17 protein-coding genes are annotated in these 16,687 nt (G+C 61.2%); 16 read left to right on the top strand and 1 reads right to left on the bottom strand.

Going from position 1 to position 16,687, the window contains the following annotated elements:
* Window positions 1-44 precede the first annotated feature (44 nt).
* From can to hpaI, 13 genes are all read left to right on the top strand, one after another.
* Window positions 45-737 carry a carbonate dehydratase gene (gene can / locus ACEN9P_RS08320; protein ID WP_007867400.1) on the top strand — a complete coding sequence of 231 codons (693 nt, stop codon included), beginning with the start codon at window positions 45-47 and terminating at the stop codon, window positions 735-737.
* Window positions 738-751: 14 nt separating this feature from the next.
* Window positions 752-2,629 (top strand): bifunctional isocitrate dehydrogenase kinase/phosphatase, encoded by a 1,878-nt coding sequence (gene aceK / locus ACEN9P_RS08315; protein WP_477662457.1) that lies wholly within the window; start codon window positions 752-754, stop codon window positions 2,627-2,629.
* Between the two features lie 44 nt (window positions 2,630-2,673).
* Window positions 2,674-3,363, top strand: coding sequence for a tetratricopeptide repeat protein (locus tag ACEN9P_RS08310; RefSeq protein WP_477662456.1), 690 nt, complete (start codon window positions 2,674-2,676; stop codon window positions 3,361-3,363).
* A 28-nt stretch (window positions 3,364-3,391) separates the two neighbouring features.
* Entirely contained in the window at window positions 3,392-4,585 is a 1,194-nt protein-coding gene (locus ACEN9P_RS08305) for an acetyl-CoA C-acyltransferase (RefSeq protein WP_495621678.1), read from the top strand.
* 6 nt (window positions 4,586-4,591) lie between these two features.
* Window positions 4,592-5,266, top strand: a complete 675-nt coding sequence (locus tag ACEN9P_RS08300) for an SDR family oxidoreductase (protein ID WP_477662454.1) — start codon at window positions 4,592-4,594, stop codon at window positions 5,264-5,266.
* Window positions 5,267-5,313: 47 nt separating this feature from the next.
* Window positions 5,314-6,444 (top strand): acyl-CoA dehydrogenase family protein, encoded by a 1,131-nt coding sequence (locus ACEN9P_RS08295; RefSeq protein ID WP_477662453.1) that lies wholly within the window; start codon window positions 5,314-5,316, stop codon window positions 6,442-6,444.
* A gap of 11 nt (window positions 6,445-6,455) precedes the next feature.
* On the top strand, window positions 6,456-6,887 hold the full coding sequence (locus ACEN9P_RS08290) for a rhodanese-like domain-containing protein (RefSeq protein ID WP_495621677.1): 432 nt from the start codon (window positions 6,456-6,458) through the stop codon (window positions 6,885-6,887).
* Window positions 6,887-7,300: a YchJ family protein gene (locus tag ACEN9P_RS08285; protein WP_495621676.1), complete on the top strand. Its 414-nt coding sequence runs from the start codon at window positions 6,887-6,889 to the stop codon at window positions 7,298-7,300. Before ACEN9P_RS08290 ends, ACEN9P_RS08285 begins: the two co-directional genes overlap by 1 nt.
* 23 nt (window positions 7,301-7,323) lie before the next feature.
* Window positions 7,324-7,620 carry a hypothetical protein gene (locus ACEN9P_RS08280; protein WP_495621675.1) on the top strand — a complete coding sequence of 99 codons (297 nt, stop codon included), beginning with the start codon at window positions 7,324-7,326 and terminating at the stop codon, window positions 7,618-7,620.
* Window positions 7,617-8,510 (top strand): metallophosphoesterase, encoded by an 894-nt coding sequence (locus tag ACEN9P_RS08275; protein ID WP_495621674.1) that lies wholly within the window; start codon window positions 7,617-7,619, stop codon window positions 8,508-8,510. Before ACEN9P_RS08280 ends, ACEN9P_RS08275 begins: the two co-directional genes overlap by 4 nt.
* Window positions 8,507-9,169: an HAD family hydrolase gene (locus ACEN9P_RS08270; protein ID WP_495621673.1), complete on the top strand. Its 663-nt coding sequence runs from the start codon at window positions 8,507-8,509 to the stop codon at window positions 9,167-9,169. Before ACEN9P_RS08275 ends, ACEN9P_RS08270 begins: the two co-directional genes overlap by 4 nt.
* An 81-nt stretch (window positions 9,170-9,250) precedes the next feature.
* Window positions 9,251-9,637 (top strand): YciI family protein, encoded by a 387-nt coding sequence (locus ACEN9P_RS08265; protein ID WP_495621672.1) that lies wholly within the window; start codon window positions 9,251-9,253, stop codon window positions 9,635-9,637.
* 87 nt (window positions 9,638-9,724) lie between these two features.
* Window positions 9,725-10,489, top strand: a complete 765-nt coding sequence (gene hpaI / locus ACEN9P_RS08260; protein WP_495621671.1) for a 4-hydroxy-2-oxoheptanedioate aldolase — start codon at window positions 9,725-9,727, stop codon at window positions 10,487-10,489.
* Between the two features lie 32 nt (window positions 10,490-10,521).
* On the opposite strand, the gene ACEN9P_RS08255 is transcribed toward hpaI, so the two are convergent.
* Entirely contained in the window at window positions 10,522-11,430 is a 909-nt protein-coding gene (locus ACEN9P_RS08255) for a hypothetical protein (RefSeq protein ID WP_495621670.1), read from the bottom strand.
* 231 nt (window positions 11,431-11,661) lie between these two features.
* Here ACEN9P_RS08255 and ACEN9P_RS08250 point away from each other — a divergent pair, with 231 nt between their 5' ends.
* From ACEN9P_RS08250 to ACEN9P_RS08240, 3 genes are all read left to right on the top strand, one after another.
* The gene (locus ACEN9P_RS08250; protein ID WP_495621669.1) at window positions 11,662-12,816 is read left to right on the top strand and encodes an aminotransferase class V-fold PLP-dependent enzyme; all 1,155 of its coding nucleotides are present in this window, start codon (window positions 11,662-11,664) and stop codon (window positions 12,814-12,816) included.
* A 240-nt stretch (window positions 12,817-13,056) separates the two neighbouring features.
* Complete coding sequence (locus tag ACEN9P_RS08245) at window positions 13,057-15,399, top strand: S1C family serine protease (protein ID WP_495621668.1); 2,343 nt, start codon at window positions 13,057-13,059, stop codon at window positions 15,397-15,399.
* Window positions 15,400-15,569: 170 nt separating this feature from the next.
* A complete protein-coding gene (locus tag ACEN9P_RS08240) occupies window positions 15,570-16,679 on the top strand; it encodes a DUF262 domain-containing protein (RefSeq protein ID WP_495621667.1) in 1,110 nt (369 codons plus the stop codon).
* Window positions 16,680-16,687 lie beyond the last annotated feature (8 nt).

Here is a 16,687-nt window from a genome sequence, read left to right as displayed (position 1 = left end):
CCGCCTCCCGGACGGCATTCCCGCCGGCAGGTGAAAATACGCCCATGACCACCTCTCTCCAAGACCTTTTTGCCCATAACCGTGCCTGGGCCGCGCAAATGGAGGCCGAACGGCCCGGCTTCTTCACCGGCCTGGTGAAGCAGCAGACGCCCAGGTACATGTGGATAGGCTGCTCCGACAGCCGCGTGCCCGCCAACCAGATCACCGGCCTGGAGCCCGGCGAGGTGTTTGTGCACCGCAACGTCGCCAACATCGTCGTGCACTCCGACCTCAACGCCCTCTCGGCCATCCAGTTCGCGGTCGAGCGCCTCAAGGTCAAAGACATCATGGTCGTCGGCCACTACGGCTGCTCCGGCGTGCAGGCCGCGCTCGAAGGCGCGCGCATAGGTCTGGCCGACAACTGGCTTCGCCACATCCAGGACGTGCGGCATCGCCACCGCCAGCTGCTCGACAGCCTGCCCGAGGACGTGCGCGCCCAGGCCCTGTGCGACATCAACGTCATCGAGCAGGTCGTCAACGTCTCGGTCAGCACCGTCATGGTCGACGCCTGGGCGCGCGGCCAGGAGGTCACCGTGCACGGCTGGGCCTTCGGCGTGCACGACGGCCTGCTGCAGGATTTGCAGATGAGCGTCGCCGGGCCCGAGCAGCTCGACATGCTTTACAGCAAGGCCATAGACCGCGTCTGGGACGTGTGGATGGCCCGCGTGGGCGGTGGCACGCAGCAGCAACTGGTCTAAAAAGGCCGGCCGCCATGTTCCCGCAGCGCCTGGACTCGAGCATCGCCTACGACATCGCCAAGGCGATGATGGACGGTTTCAACCGCCACTACCAGCTGTTTCGCACTGAGTCCGCGCGCGCCAAACACCGCTTTGAAACCGCAGACTGGCACGGCCAGCAGCGCGCCCAGCGCGAGCGCATCGAGTTCTACGACCTGCGCGTGCGCGAGGCCTCCACCCGGCTGGAGCGCGAGTTCAAGGCCGGCGAGCAACCCATGGACGTCTGGCAGCAGGTCAAGCTGCATTACATAGGCCTGCTGGTCAACCACCACCAGCCCGAGCTTGCCGAGACCTTTTTCAATTCGGTCACCACCAAGATACTGCACCGCAGCTATTTCCAGAACGATTTCATCTTCGTGCGCCCGGCCGTCAGCACCGAGTACATCGAAAACGAAGAGCCCACCGCCCAGCCCACCTACCGCGCCTACTACCCCACGCGCGACAACATGCGCGACGTGCTGCTGCAGCTGGTGCGCGACTTCGACCTGCGCCTGCCCTTTGAAGACCTGGAGCGCGACGCCGGTTATGTGCTCGAGGCCATCAGCGAGCGCTTCGCCGACGTCAAGCTGCGCGCCAACTTCCAGATCCAGGTCCTCACCAGCCTGTTCTTTCGCAACAAGGGCGCTTACGTCGTCGGCAAGATCATCAACGGCTTCAACGAAGTGCCTTTTGCCCTGCCCGTGCTGCACAACAGGGCCGGTAAATTGGTCATAGATGCCGCGCTGTTCGGCGAAGACGATCTGCTGATTCTTTTCAGCTTCGCGCGCGCCTACTTCATGGTCGACATGGGCATTCCCTCGGCCTATGTGCAGTTTTTGCGCAGCATGATGCCGCACATGCCGCGCGCCGAAATCTACAACGCGCTGGGCCTGGCCAAGCAGGGCAAGACGCTTTTTTACCGCGACTTTTTGTACCACCTGCGGCACTCCACCGACAAGTTCCGCATCGCGCCCGGCATCAAGGGCATGGTCATGCTGGTGTTCGACCTGCCGTCTTTTCCCTACGTCTTCAAGGTCATCAAGGACTACTACCCGCCGCAGAAAGACACCACGCGCGAGCAGATCAAGGGCAAGTACCTGCTGGTCAAGCAGCACGACCGCGTGGGCCGCATGGCCGACACCCAGGAATACAGCGAGGTTGCCTTCCCGCGCGACCGCTTCGACGACGAACTGATCGCCGAGATCGAAAAATTCGCGCCCAGCCAGCTCGAGATCAGCGACCGCGACGGCGACGGGCAGACCGAGGTCATCATCAAGCACGTCTACATCGAGCGCCGCATGATCCCGCTCAACATCTACCTGCAGGAGGCCTTCGACGCCGGCGTCACCGAGCCCGCCGCCAAGGACCAGATAGAGCGCGCCGTCGTCGAGTACGGCAATGCCATCAAGGACCTTGTGGCCGCCAACATCTTCCCCGGCGACATGCTCTGGAAGAACTTCGGCATCACGCGCCACGGCAAGGTCGTGTTCTACGACTACGACGAGATCGAATACATCACCGACTGCAACTTCCGCAAGGTGCCCGCCGCCCGCAACGAGGAAGACGAAATGAGCGGCGAGGTCTGGTATTCCGTCGGCCCCAAGGACGTGTTCCCCGAAACCTTCGAGCCCTTTTTGCTCGGCAACGACGCGGTGCGCGAGGTCTTCATGAAACACCACGCCAACCTGCTGGATGCCGACTTCTGGCAAAAACACCAGGCCCGCATCCAGGCCGGCCATGTGCACGATGTTTTCCCCTACGAGCGCGAAAAGCGCTTTATCGCGCTGCACAGCCCCGGCGAGGCCCACGACGAAGTGCTGACCCAGCTGCCGCCCGAACCGGCTTTAACAGGCCTCAGCGGCCTGACGCCCTGAACCAGCCCAACAGTGACCGGAACAAACAGCGAGGCAAGAAAGACATGACGATATCAACTCCACTCATCAGGGCTTGGGCGCTTTTTGCGGCGCTGGCCTTTTTCTGCGGTTTCGCTTTCTCCCAGGACATCTCGCTGTTACCCAAATACGGCAATGGACAAAAGAGCGAACAGCAAAAAGCGGCAGACGCCGAATTCCTGAGCCAGGTTGACGCCCGCTACCCGGGTGACAGGCCAAAGGCGGCGAAAGAGGTCTCGGATCGGGGCTGGCAGCTGCTGCGCCAGGGCAATCTGGCAGATGCCATGCGCCGCTTCAACCAGGCCTGGTTGATTGACCCGAAGAGCGTGCCCTCGCTATGGGGAATGGCCGCAGTGTCTTCTTACAGTGACCAGGGTCTTCTCGCTTCATTGAGCCTGTTTGCGGAAGCCGAAAAGCTGGCGCCCGACGACATCGATCTTGCCGTTGATTACGCCAAAACCATCGGTATTGCGGCAGGCGTGGTGAGCAACCCCACCATGATGGCCGAGGCTCTCAGGCGTTATGAGGCCATCTACAAAAAAGCACCGGGCCACACGCTCAACCTGCAAAACTGGGCCATCGCCGACTACACCAGCGGCAATTACCGTATGGCCTGGACGCATCTGAAACTCGCCGAGGCCACACCGCAACGAGCCCATATCGACCCGAATTTCGTCAAGGCGCTGGAGGCAAAAATGCCCCGGCCCGCCAACTAAGCTGAATCAACTGAAAGGAAACACGACCATGTCCAACCCCAACCAAGATTCCATCGTCATCCTCGGCGCAGCCCGCACCCCCATGGGCGGTTTCCAGGGCGACTTCACCAGCCTCTCGGCCCACGACCTCGGCGGCGCTGCCATCAAGGCCGCGATTGAGCGCGCCGGCATCGCCCCTGAAAAAGTCGACGAAGTGCTGTTCGGCAACTGCCTGATGGCCGGCCAGGGCCAGGCCCCGGCGCGCCAGGCCGGCTTCAAGGGCGGCCTGCCCGCCAGCGTGGGCGCGGTCACCCTGTCCAAAATGTGCGGCTCCGGCATGGAAGCCACCATGCTGGCCCACGACCAGCTGGTGGCCGGCAGCCGCGACGTCATGGTCTCCGGCGGCATGGAAAGCATGACCAACGCGCCGCACCTGCTGCTCAAGGGCCGCAGCGGCATCCGCATCGGCCACGACCGCATCTTTGACCACATGATGCTCGACGGCCTCGAAGACGCCTACGAGCCCGGCCGCGCCATGGGCACCTTCGGCGAACAGTGCGCCGACAAATACAAATTCACCCGCGAGGCGCAGGACGCCTTCGCCACCGCCAGCGTCAACCGCGCCAAGGCCGCCACCGAGTCCGGCGCCTTCAAGGCCGAGATCACCCCCGTCACCGTCAAGGGCCGCAGCGGCGAGACCGTGATCTCCATCGACGAAGGCCCGGGCAAGGTCAAACTCGACAAAATCCCCACGCTCAAGCCCGCTTTCAAGAAGGACGGCACCATCACCGCCGCCTCCAGCTCTTCCATCAACGATGGCGCAGCCGCCCTGGTGCTGGCCCGCGAATCCACTGCCAAGGAACTGGGCGCCAAGCCCATCGCCCGCATCGTCGGCCACGCCACCTTCGCGCAAGAGCCAGAATGGTTCACCACCGCACCGGTGGGCGCCGTCAACAAGCTGCTCAAGAAGATAGGCTGGAGCGTCAAGGACGTGGACCTCTGGGAAGTCAACGAAGCCTTCGCCGTCGTGCCCATGGCCGCGATGAAGGAACTCGGCATCAGCCACGACATCGTCAACGTCAACGGCGGCGCCTGCGCGCTGGGCCACCCGATTGGCGCGTCCGGCGCCCGCATCATCGTCACGCTGATCCATGCGCTCAAGGCGCGTGGCCTGAAAAAAGGCATCGCCACGCTGTGCATAGGCGGCGGTGAAGGCACGGCACTCGCCGTTGAACTGATCTGATTTGTCGTGAAGGTCCTCGTCATAGGCGCATCGCGCGGCATAGGGCTTGAGTTCACCCGCCAGTACCTGGCCGAAGGCGCGCAGGTCATTGCCACCGCGCGCGACGACGAAGGCCTGCAGCGCCTCAAGGGCCTGGGCGCCAAGGCCTTGCGCCTGGACGTGGCCCAGCCCACCAGCATCAGCGGCCTGGCCTGGCTGCTGGACGGCGAGGAAATCGACATCGCCCTCTATGTGGCCGGCGTCTTCCCGCACGGCGACGCGCTGAGCCCGCCCACACGCGAGGCCTTTGACAACGCCATGCACACCAATGTGCTGGGCGCCATGCAGGCCATCCCGCAGGTCGCGCCCCTGGTCGAGGCGGTGCGCGGCGGCGGCGGGCGTTTTGCCTTCATCAGCAGCGCCATGGCCAAGATAGACGGTGTGGACAGCAGCCGCGGCTGGGTCTACCGCGCCAGCAAGGCCGCGCTCAACATGGTGGTCGCCTCGGCCCAGCACGACTACCCCAAGGCCATCATGGTGGCCCTGTCGCCGGGCTGGGTGCAGACCGACATGGGCGGCAGCGGCGCGCCGCTCACCACCGTTCAAAGCGTCACGGCCATGCGCGCCGCGCTGGCCGGGCTGGGGCCCGAGCACAAGGGCGCTTTCCTCGACTACGACGGCCGCCCTTTCGGCGCCTGGTAAGCCTTTCACGGCTTCTTTTCTTTTTCACATTCATCGCAAGGCACACCATGCTGCTCAACCAGGACCAGGAAATGATCCGCGACGCGGTCCGCGCGTTCGCGAAAGAAGAACTCTGGCCCCATGCCGCGCGCTGGGACAAGGAGCACCACTTCCCCGTTGAGGCGCACAAAGGCCTGGCCGCGCTGGGTGCCTACGGCATCTGTGTGCCCGAAGAGTTTGGCGGCGCCAACCTGGACTACCTCACGCTGGCCCTGGTGCTGGAAGAAATCGCCGCCGGCGACGGCGGCACCAGCACCGCCATCAGCGTCACCAACTGCCCCGTCAATGCCATCCTCATGCGCTATGGCAATGCCCAGCAGAAAAAGCAGTGGCTGACAAAGCTGGCGCAAGGCGAGATGCTGGGCGTCTTCTGCCTGACCGAGCCGCACGTCGGCAGCGATGCATCGTCGCTGCGCACCACGGCCGTCAAAGAGGGCGACGAGTATGTGATCAACGGCGTCAAGCAGTTCATCACCAGCGGAAAGAACGGCCACGCCGCCATCGTCATTGCCGTGACCGACAAGGGCGCCGGCAAAAAAGGCATGAGCGCCTTTATCGTGCCCACCAGCGCGCCCGGTTATGTGGTCGCACGGCTGGAAGACAAGCTGGGCCAGCATTCCAGCGACACCGCACAGATCAATTTCGACAACTGCCGTATCCCGGCCGAGAACCTGATCGGCAGCGAAGGCGAGGGCTACAAGATCGCCCTGGGCGCGCTTGAAGGCGGGCGCATAGGCATTGCCGCGCAAAGCGTGGGCATGGCGCGCAGCGCATTTGAATTCGCCCTCGACTATGCGAAAGAGCGGCAAAGTTTCGGCACCGCCATCTTCAACCACCAGGCCGTGGGCTTTCGCCTGGCCGAATGCGCAACGAAGATAGAAGCTGCGCGTCAGTTGATCTGGCACGCCGCCAGCCTGCGCGATGCCGGCCTGCCCTGCCTCAAGGAGGCCGCCATGGCCAAGCTCTTTGCCAGCGAAATGGCCGAACAGGTCTGCAGCGTGGCGATCCAGACCCTGGGTGGCTATGGCTATGTGAACGACTTCCCCGTTGAACGCATTTACCGCGACGTGCGCGTCTGCCAGATCTATGAAGGTACCTCCGACGTGCAAAAAATCATCATCCAGCGCGCCCTGGCTTGAGGAGATAACAAATGCCCATCACCAAAGGATTCCGCGCCCTGGTCGACGAGGCCATGGCCCAGGTCAAGACTTACAGCGTCGACGAAGTCAAGGCACGCCTGAACGACCCCAAGGTGCAGATCGTCGACATCCGCGACGTGCGTGAACTCAGCGCCGGCACCGTCGTCGGCAGCTACCACGCGCCGCGCGGCATGCTCGAGTTCTGGGTGGACCCGGCCTCGCCCTACCACAAGCCCCTGTTCGCCGACGAGGGCAAGGAGTTCATCCTGTTCTGCGGCGCGGGCTGGCGCAGCGCCCTGGCCACCAAAACCCTGCAGGACATGGGCATGCGCAATGTTGCCCATATCGACGGCGGTTATGCCGAGTGGGTCAAGCAGGGCGCGCCCATTGAAACACTCGAAGACCGGGAAAAGCGCAAGGCCCGCGCCAACAGCTGCGGTTGATGCCGAATCCGCTGCCGTCCCAGCCATGCCCCTGCGGCCGCCAGGCCGGCAAGCGGGTGCTGGCCTATGCCCAGTGCTGCGGCCGCTACTTGGACCACTTCGAAAGCACACCCGCACCCGACGCTGAGTCGCTGATGCGCTCGCGCTACACCGCCTTTGTGGCCGAGCGCGGCGATTATTTGCTCGCCACCTGGCACGCCAGCCACAGGCCCACGTCCATTGACTTCGATCCCGGCACCAAATGGCTGGGCCTGGAGGTGCGCAGCCACCGCCAGCTTGATGCCACGCATGCCGAAGTCGAATTTGTCGCGCGCCAGAAAAGCCCGGGCAGCCCGGCGGTGCGCCTGCATGAGTGCAGCCGCTTCGTGCACGAGGAAGGCCGTTGGTACTATGTGGACGGCGACATCCAGTAGCCGATCACTGAGGGGGAGGGCACATGTTCAACCAGACCGTGCGCGGCATGTACTGCCTGCGCTGCAGCAGCCGCAAGGTGGTGCGGGGTAATTTTGAAGCCGGGCGCTTTTATCCCCTGCGCGGCGTGCTGCGTTCGCTGCTTAGCAAGCCCGTGCTTTTGCAAAACCCGCATGCGCATGCCTGCATGGACTGCGGCCTGGCCTGGAACGAGGTAGACCCCCTTGAACTGCGCAAAAACCTGCGCAGCTACGGCCTGTCGCCGCACAGCACCGGCGTGATGGACGTGGTGAACGGCGAGTCGCCGGATATCCGCCTGTGACACAGGCCGTGAAGCCCCGGAGGCGCCGCATCACCGCCGTGCTGGCGCTGGTGATGCTGCTGCTCGGCATCTGGACTGTCATCGTCGAGCCGCGCTGGGTCGCCCATCGCGAGATCAGCGAGACCATCCCCAACTGGAAAGGCCCGCCCGGCCTCAAGGTGGCCGTCGCCTCCGACTGGCATTTCAGCAAACGCCCGCTGTGGCGCGTCATGACGCTGGAGCGCGCCCGCGCCATCGTGGCCGAGATCAACGCCGCCCAGCCCGACGTCATCCTGCTGCCCGGCGACTTTCTTGCAGACCGCGACTACCAGCCCGAGATTGCCGCCACGCCCGAAGACGAGATCGCCCAGGTGCTGGGCGGGCTCAAGGCGCGGCTGGGCGTCTATGCCGTCATGGGCAACCATGACTGGTGGCACGACGGCGCGAAGTTCACCGCCGCCTTCCAGCGCGCCGGCATCCAGGTGCTGGAGAACCAGGCCGTGCCCCTGCCCGGCACCGCCCTGTGGGTGGTCGGCGTGGGCGACGACCATACCGGCCATTCCGACCCGGTGCGCGCCATGGCCGGTATGCCCAGGGGCGCGCAGGCCCTGGTCTTCATGCATGAGCCGGCCAGCCTGTTCGAGCTGCCGCCCGTGCGCGGCCTCATCGTGGCCGCCCACACCCACGGCGGCCAGGTCAGCCTGCCTTTCATAGGCGCGCCCATCGTGCCCGGCGCCGGCCCGCGCGACTGGGCCTACGGCTGGATAGAGCACGGCGACAATCGCATGTACATCACCAGCGGCCTGGGCGTCAGCATCCTGCCCGTGCGCTTCAATATGCGGCCGGAATGGGTGATGTTCACACTCGCCGCCCCGGCAAAACCTGAACTGGACATGAAAGCGGAACCATGAAATTCGACGCGGTGTTATTCGACTGTGACGGCGTGCTGGTCGACAGCGAACCCATTACCAACGGCGTGCTGCGCGACATGCTCGAAGAGCGCGGCTGGAAGCTCAGCCCCGCCGAATGCATGCGCATCTTTGTCGGCAAGGCCGTCAAGGACGAGGCCGCACTGATCGCCGCCAACACCGGCAGCCCCTTGACCGAAGAGTGGATGGTCCAGTTCCGCGAGCGCCGTAACCAGGGCCTGATGCGCGACCTCAAAGCCATCAGCGGTGCCGTCGACGCCATCGCCAAAGTCCATGCGCTTTACGACGGCCGTATCGCCTGCGCCTCGGGCGCCGACCGCTTCAAGGTCGAGCTGCAGCTTGAGAAATGCGGTTTGATGCCCTTCTTCAAGGGCCGCATCTTCAGCGGCCACGAGCTGCCGCGCTCCAAACCCTTCCCCGACGTCTACCTGGCCGCCGCCGCGGCCCTGGGCGTGGACCCCCAACGTTGCGCCGTGGTCGAGGACACCGTCACCGGCGTCACCGCCGGCGTGGCGGCCGGCTGCACGGTGTTTGGTTACAGCCCGCCCGAACTGGGCCATGACGCCCCGAATGCCCTCAAAGCCAGTGGCGCATCCCAGGTGTTTACCGACATGGCGGACCTGGCGGCGCTGCTAAGCTGAAATTTTCCGGGCCGGCGTGTCGATTCGGGCCTGCCCCGTTCGTCGTCAAGGTGTCATCAACCACTTTTTGAAGGAAACACCATGAAATACCTCTGCCTCGCCTATTACAACCCCGCGGATTTCGCCGCCATGGCGCCCGCCGAGGTCCAGGCCCTGGTCAGCCAGTGCCCGCCCAAGGACAAGGAACTCAAGGCCAGCGGCCAGCTGCGCCTCAGCGCCTCGCTGGGCGAGCCCGAGCAGACCATCCGCATCCAGCCGCGCGGCGGCAAGCCCAAAGTCACCGACGGCCCCTTCACCGAAGTCAAGGAACTGGTCGGCGGCTTTTTTATCATCGAAGCCGGCAGCCGCGACGAAGCCGTGCGCCTGGCCTCCATCCACCCGGCCGCCACCCTGGGCGAACAGGTTGGCTGGTATATCGACATGCACCCCATTGGCTTTTTTGAGCAGTACGAAGGCAAGGCGGCCTGAATACCGCACCGGGCGCCGGCGGGGGCGGGCCGGGGTTAAAGTGCGGCAGACGGCGGCAAGCCCCGCCGCCAGCACAAGGAAACCCCCATGACCCCCGCAGGCAACCCCTTCAAGGCCGCCCTCAAAGCCGGCAAACCGCAAATCGGCCTCTGGCTGTCCATGGCCTCGCCTTACATGGCCGAAGTCAGCGCCACCGCCGGCTTTGACTGGCTGCTGATCGACGGCGAACACTCCCCCAACGACCTGCAAAGCACGCTGGCCGCGCTGCAGGCCATCGCGCCTTACCCTTCGCAGCCCATAGTCCGTGTCGTCGCAGGCAGCGAGCACCTCATCAAGCAGGTGCTAGACATAGGCGCACAAACCATCCTCGTGCCCATGGTCGACACCGCCGCCCAGGCCGCCCACATGGTTGCCGCCACGCGCTACCCGCCCCAGGGCGTGCGCGGCGTCGGCAGCGCGATCGCCAGGGCCTCGCGCTGGAATGCGCGCAGCGACTACCTGGCCGTGGCCGATGATGAGGTGTGTCTGCTGGTGCAGGCCGAAAGCACGACCGCCATGGCCAACCTCGCGGCCATCTGCGCGGTCGAGGGCGTCGACGGCGTCTTTATTGGCCCGGCCGACCTGGCCGCCTCCATGGGCCACCGCGGCCAATCCGGCCACCCCGAAGTCCAGGCCGCGATTGAAGCCGCCATCAAGATCATCACGGCCAGCGGCAAGGCCGCCGGCATCCTGACCGGCGACGTGGCCCAGGCGCGCCGCTACCTGGCGCTGGGCTGTACTTTTGTGGCGGTCGGTGTGGATGTGCTGGTGTATGCCAATGCGGCCCGGGCGCTGGCCAAAGAACTCGGATAAAGACAAGCGCCCTGGGCTGAAGCTGTTCAGTCTCAAGGCGGTTTGATCAGTCCCGCAATCGCCTCCTGGTACGCCTCGAGCAGCGGTGTGTTCATCGCCTTGCTTCGGGTGATCCTCAGTGGGTCCGGGCCCGGCATGTTCACATAGCGGTAAGCCAGGGTCTGTTTTTCATACAGGGTCATCAGGTGTTTCTCCGCCGCCTTGGCCTTGGCCAGGTCAAAAATATCCGTCGACAGCAGGTTGTGAAACACAATCGCCGCCGGGGCTTTCTCCCAGGGGGCGGCTTCGAAGGTGTTGCCCTTCAAGATGGCCAGGCGTTGCTGCAGGGTGTTGTAGTCGGTTCCCCAGTTGTCCCCGGGCCGGGCCCGCTCCCGGCTGTCGTCCCGGCCGGCCAGCACGAGGTACCAGACGCCGTCAATCTGGTTCAGGTAAACGGGCTGCAGACGGGTGCTCACGGAAACCGGGGGCTGGCCCGCGGCGGGCTCAAAGCTCAACCGGGTGCTGCGCAGGCGAACCTCGCCGAGTTCGCGCAAACGAATCAAATCCAGGCGTTCATAAGTCCTGCCCGTTTCCACGACCATCCGGGCGCCGTTGGCCAGGCGTATTTCCTCGCGCCAGGCCAGCTCAAAAGTCTTCGGGTGCAGGCCGATCACCGCGATGTACAGCGCCGCCAGCCCCGCCGACAGTGCGATGCCCGAAACAAGCAGTTGCGGCTTGGCGGGCCGGCTCTGCGCGGCCGTAAAACCGGCATTCAGCCATTCCATGTGGTGTTTGTAGCACCAGGCAAACACAAAACTGCCTGCCGCCAGGCTGGGCAGCACGGTGAAAAACAGCGAGAAGATCCGGGCCTCCTCTCCCAGCATGGCGAACGGCGCAAGATTGATCAGCGCAACGCAGGCGATGCCGAACGCGGCCGCGATCACCACGCTGGAGGCCTTCAAAAAGGCCTTAAAAAAAACCCTGCTCCCTGAGTGCATACGCCCGACTCCCTTGTTGGCCTGTTGCCATGGATGCTTTCCAGGACCCTCCCGGACCTGCCCAATTGTCCACACAAGCAGGCCTGCGGAGAGCGCGGGGGAGGGCGCAGTGGGGATCCCGCCTGTCCCTGGGTGCATGAATGGGCCCGCGGTGCTAAGCTGCCAGCCCGACTTCCTCATAAAAAGGAGAGAGACATGCCCGGACTTCTGCCCAATGTCGACCCCGACGGGTTGCTCGAGTTTTCAGTCGTCTACACCGACCGCGCGCTCAACCATATGTCGCGCAGCTTCCAGGGCGTGATGGGCGACATCTCCGCCATCCTCAAAGAGGTTTACCACGCCCATTCCGTTGCCCTGGTGCCCGGCAGCGGGACCTACGGCATGGAAGCCGTGGCCCGCCAGTTCGCTGCCGGCAAACATGTCATGGTCGTCCGCAACGGCTGGTTCAGCTACCGCTGGACGCAAATTTTTGAGATGGGCAACATCCCCGCCTCACACACCGTGCTCAAGGCCCGCAAGACGGCGGCAGGCGCGCAGGCGCCGTGGATTCCCGCACCGGTGGCCGACGTCGTCGCCGCCATCGCCAAGGAAAAGCCCGCCCTGGTCTTTGCCCCCCACGTCGAAACCGCCTCCGGCATGATCCTGCCCGACGGCTATTTGCAGTCCGTCGCGGCCGCCGTGCATGCCGTGGGCGGGCTGTTTGTGCTCGACTGCATCGCCTCCGGCGCCATGTGGGTGGACATGAAAGCCACCGGCGTAGACATCCTGATCTCGGCCCCGCAAAAAGGTTGGAGCAGCTCACCCTGCTGCGCCATGGTCATGCTCAGCGAACGCGCGCGCGCCGCGATTGAAACCACCACAAGCTCCAGCTTTGCCTGCGACTTGAAGAAGTGGCTGCAGATCATGGAAACCTACGAAAACGGCGGCCACGCCTACCATGCGACCCTGCCCACAGACGCCCTCACACGCCTGCGCGCCACCATGAAAGAGACGCAGGACTACGGCTTTGCCAAAGTGAAGGCTGAACAAGAGGAGCTGGGCCGCAAGGTGCGCCAGCTGTTCGAAAACCGCGGCCTGCCCAGCGTGGCCGCTGAAGGCTTCAAGGCCCCGGGCGTGGTGGTCAGCTACACCACCGATCCCGACATCCAGTCAGGCAAGAAGTTTTTAAACGAGGGTTTGCAAACCGCCGCCGGCGTGCCGCTGCAATGCGACGAAGGGCCTGACTTCAAGACCTTTCGTGTGGGGCTGTTTGGGCTGGAGAAGTGGCACAACGTGGACCGGACGGTGGCGAGTCTGGCGGGGGCTTTGGAGAGGATTGGTGTGGGGGTGAGCGAAGCTGTCGCGGGATAACCGCTTTTCATCAAAGCGCGCTCTCACCGTGTCTGAGGTAGTTTTGCGACTTTCTCGGAGCCCGCAGTAATCCTCCGCGAAGTTCACTGGCGCATTCCCGCTCGGTGGCTTCGGTCGTTCGAAATCTCCTCCATATAGAGGAGGAAAGCGGATTAATTTGCGCTAAGCCCTAGATATGCTTTGACAGGCAGGGGTCAATGTTCTACTTTAGATGTTACTGGATGCAACGATTCTGCGTCCATGCATCTGTCCATTGGACAAGCATCAAAGGTGGCGCAAATGACAATAGCTTGGGATTTACCTGACCGCCCGTTTCCCCCTCAAGTGGAAAATACTTTCGCGACTCGACCAGGCAGTCGACACCTGATTTGCGCGGCACTTCTTGTTTTGAGTGCCGCGGGCTTCAGCCCCATATCGTCCGCTCAGACTACAACGGGAAAGCCAGTCGAAGACCTCTCGAACATGGTCAAAAGTTTGGGCGGACTAATCTCAAATCTTGTCTCCCCCAAAGGGCAAAAGTTCCGCGCTCTGCTGGCCGAGAAAAAGTACTTTGAAGCCGCCGAGATGTACGCGGCAGACAAGTCGTACTTTGATGGCCAAAGTCCCGGCTTTGCGACAGAGCTAAAGACCTTGAGCCAAGGCCTGAACGGTGAATACGAGCCTGAGCTCTCGAAGGAGATCACAGACCTTGACGCGCTGAGTCGCTCGTATGACCCGAGGCCGGAGCAATGGCCCGCAATCAAGCAAGAGATTGAGAGGGCAGCCCGACTGATCGATGGATATGACAAAGTAGAAATACTCAAAAACGATGCTTATCGCAGCGGCACGGCAAACGAATTAATAGCGGCAAAGAAACGTCTAGTGGACCTATATGCGGCCAACGCCACCACCGCATTGGAAGGTTTTGACTTCAGGGCAAATACGAATTTTTTCGAGGTCTATCCGATTTCGTCTGAAACTTCGGACCTCTCTCCCATATTCGATACGGTCACTACAAGACTTGCGAATTTCAATAGCGACGAATTGCTTCGTTTCTATCGGCTGTATTCGGCGTCACTAAAAGATGCCGATACAACAAAGATTGGAAACATGTATGTCGAGCGCGTGTTCTCAGAAGGCGCGGGGAGGTCTTACGGATTCTTCGAGAAGCTTGACGTCGTGCGCAAGGCGCGCGAGCTAGGCCTTAAGGTCAGCGACGTCAAAAACTTCAGTGTGACCTACGTTCAGCTTGTTCAAGATGGTTCATCCAGTCCCAAAATTGAGACGACGAAGAATGGTGCGTTGAAAACTGTCAGGGCCGGCGAAATAGGTTCTGACCCAAAGTTGACCGAGTCAAACTATCTTGTCGTTGTGCAGGCTCTCCCAACCGTCGTGAGACGCAAAGTGCTCGATAAGCGGGAGCAAAGTTCGCGGTTTCAGGCGGGTACCCAAAACGTTCCCAATCCGCAATACGCAGCCGCCCAGTCCAAGCTAATGGAAGTGCAGAGTCAATACAACTCCCAGAAGGTTCAAAACGCCTACACGCCCAATGGAGGGGCGGCAGCAGGACTGCTGCGCGGCATTTCTGATGCGCTGATGGCATCTTCGGTTGCCAAGGCGAGAAATGACCTTACATCAACAAGCCCAACGGTATCGGAGCCTGTTTACCAAAACTACCAGTTCGTAGTGACACAGATTCAAGTTGCGCGAGAGTCAAACTACAGGGTCTGGATATTTGACCGGCTGTCCAAGACTTTTGCTCAGCAGGACATAAGTGGCGTAGAGACCAAAGATTTCAGACTCGCGTATAACCTGCGAGATCAGGACGAAGACATCTATAAACATCGGCAAGAGTTTGTGGATGAAAAAGTGATTGATGCATTCGAAAAAGGCGATGGTGTGGTTCAGTTCTCCTGGCTTGCTAAGGAGGTTCTGAGGGCTACGCCGCAGTTCAGGCCGCTAAAGTCAGAGTCGATGGTGTTGGCGGAAGCATCCACGCCTATGAGGCCTAGGTCTGCCGCGGCTGCTTATGATGCGCGTGCAGCTGCTGTCGTTGGTGAGGATCCGCGCACCGAGAGCGTTGTCGTTATTCGTACGCTCAAGGGAAGCCTTGGCACCGGCTTCTATGTAGCCCCTGATACGGTGTTGACGAACTATCACGTCATCGAGGGAACACAACTGGTGGAGTTGAATCGCCGCAACGGCGGTAAATTCACTGGGCGAGTTTTTAAAACCGACATAGGCTTGGACTTGGCTTTGGTCAAGGTCTCAGAGCTGGGGCGCCCAGTGCAATTTTCCAGTTCACCACTTTCTACCGGAGTCACCGTTGAGGCTATCGGCCATCCTTCCGGTCTTGAATTTACAGTGACTCGCGGAATCATCAGCGCGGTGAGGAAAATGCGGAACCCCTTGGTCAAGGGCTCAAATGAGATGTTGGTAATTCAGACGGACGCCGCTATTAGCCCTGGTAATTCGGGTGGGCCGCTTTTTGTGGGGCCTCAGGTCGTCGGCATCAATTCACAGAAATTGGTCAGGACTGGCGTAGAAGGGATCGGATTTGCTGTGCACTACGCTGAAGTGCAGCGATTTCTCCAAGAGCCCTGAAAAAACCGAAGAGGTTCTTTAAGAGTTAGACGTTGTTGCTGAGCATACGGAATTCGTAGCGTTAAAACCCTATTGAATGCGCTTAAAGTCGATGCTCAGCTTCAATCTCGCGTGATAGCCCTAGGTCTATCTACGAGATACCCACCTTCCACCCGATCGCGAGGAGTCGCATGGTAACTAAGAAGATTTTGAGTCAGGATCAAGAGTCGTTAGCAGACGCTCTGTTTCCGGTCGAACTCGAGGAGGAGTTTGAGGAGGCAATCCTTTCAATTCCTCCCGAACGGCGAATTCTTCGAACCGAGCAATACGATTTCTCTGTATCGACGCTAGTAGCAATGATGGAGAAGCTCGAAGTTACGATTCCGGAATTTCAGCGGCGGTATGTTTGGAGCGACCGACAGGCTTCTAGGTTGGTCGAGTCACTCATTATTCAGTGTCCTATTCCTGTTATCTACATGAATCAGGAGCGCGACGAGTCATTCTCCGTGATCGATGGGAATCAGCGACTCAACAGTCTAAAACGCTTTGTTGAAGATAAATTCCCTTTGTCTGGACTTACTAGTTACCCTGAACTGGCGGGGCTAACTTATTCTCAGCTCGACAAGAGATTCCAACGCCATATTAGTAATCGAGTTCTTCGCTGTACGGTCATTCTTAAAGAAACACACCCCCAAGTAAAGTTCGATGTGTTTGAGCGACTGAATTCGGGGGCCGTTGCACTTACTCGGCAAGAATTGCGTCACGGTCTTTACTATGGGTCTCTTCTGAAGAGTGCGTCGACCATTGCAAAGGAACTGAAGCTAGACAGCTACTTTGGCGCTAGAAAAGATAAGCGAATGAAGGCGGAGGAGCTGGTGATTCGATACTGGGCTCTGAGCGAAAGTATTGGGGCTTATGAGAAACCCCTTGCGTCGTTTATTTCGAACTATGCAGAAAACAACAGAAATCCTAGTGAAGCCGAACTCGAGGATCTAGCGGCCGATATTCGTACTGCGCATTCGCGTGCAGTTCAACTTTTTGGAACACATACATTCACGTTTTCCAGAGACGGAAGGTCTAGATTTAATGCGGCAGTATTCGATGCTCAGATGGCCGCCTGTTCCAAATTGACAACGTCAAAATTCAACACGTTGCTTGAAAAAAAAGCTGCCGTACAAAAAGCATATGAAGAGCTTCAAGAAAATAGCGAATTCAGTCGAAGCGTGACGCTCGCTACCAGCGACAAGGCCGCCCTTCAGGGGCGGATACACCGCGTCACAGCATTGCTAAGAAGCGTATGAGTTATAGG

It is taken from the genome of Polaromonas sp. Polasp52 (genome assembly GCF_059491565.1).
Note: the sequence above shows the minus strand (reverse complement) of the source record. Positions and strands in the feature narration are given on the sequence as shown.

What these genes read in the sequence shown, in the direction of transcription:
- hpaI (WP_495621671.1), top strand. Translation starts at nt 9,725, where the DNA reads ATGACCCCCGCAGGCAACCCCTTCAAGGCCGCCCTCAAAGCCGGCAAA.
- ACEN9P_RS08270 (WP_495621673.1), top strand. Translation starts at nt 8,507, where the DNA reads ATGAAATTCGACGCGGTGTTATTCGACTGTGACGGCGTGCTGGTCGAC.
- ACEN9P_RS08250 (WP_495621669.1), top strand. Translation starts at nt 11,662, where the DNA reads ATGCCCGGACTTCTGCCCAATGTCGACCCCGACGGGTTGCTCGAGTTT.
- ACEN9P_RS08245 (WP_495621668.1), top strand. Translation starts at nt 13,057, where the DNA reads ATGCATCTGTCCATTGGACAAGCATCAAAGGTGGCGCAAATGACAATA.
- can (WP_007867400.1), top strand. Translation starts at nt 45, where the DNA reads ATGACCACCTCTCTCCAAGACCTTTTTGCCCATAACCGTGCCTGGGCC.
- aceK (WP_477662457.1), top strand. Translation starts at nt 752, where the DNA reads ATGTTCCCGCAGCGCCTGGACTCGAGCATCGCCTACGACATCGCCAAG.
- ACEN9P_RS08285 (WP_495621676.1), top strand. Translation starts at nt 6,887, where the DNA reads ATGCCGAATCCGCTGCCGTCCCAGCCATGCCCCTGCGGCCGCCAGGCC.
- ACEN9P_RS08240 (WP_495621667.1), top strand. Translation starts at nt 15,570, where the DNA reads ATGGTAACTAAGAAGATTTTGAGTCAGGATCAAGAGTCGTTAGCAGAC.
- ACEN9P_RS08295 (WP_477662453.1), top strand. Translation starts at nt 5,314, where the DNA reads ATGCTGCTCAACCAGGACCAGGAAATGATCCGCGACGCGGTCCGCGCG.
- ACEN9P_RS08305 (WP_495621678.1), top strand. Translation starts at nt 3,392, where the DNA reads ATGTCCAACCCCAACCAAGATTCCATCGTCATCCTCGGCGCAGCCCGC.
- ACEN9P_RS08290 (WP_495621677.1), top strand. Translation starts at nt 6,456, where the DNA reads ATGCCCATCACCAAAGGATTCCGCGCCCTGGTCGACGAGGCCATGGCC.
- ACEN9P_RS08265 (WP_495621672.1), top strand. Translation starts at nt 9,251, where the DNA reads ATGAAATACCTCTGCCTCGCCTATTACAACCCCGCGGATTTCGCCGCC.
- ACEN9P_RS08310 (WP_477662456.1), top strand. Translation starts at nt 2,674, where the DNA reads ATGACGATATCAACTCCACTCATCAGGGCTTGGGCGCTTTTTGCGGCG.
- ACEN9P_RS08280 (WP_495621675.1), top strand. Translation starts at nt 7,324, where the DNA reads ATGTTCAACCAGACCGTGCGCGGCATGTACTGCCTGCGCTGCAGCAGC.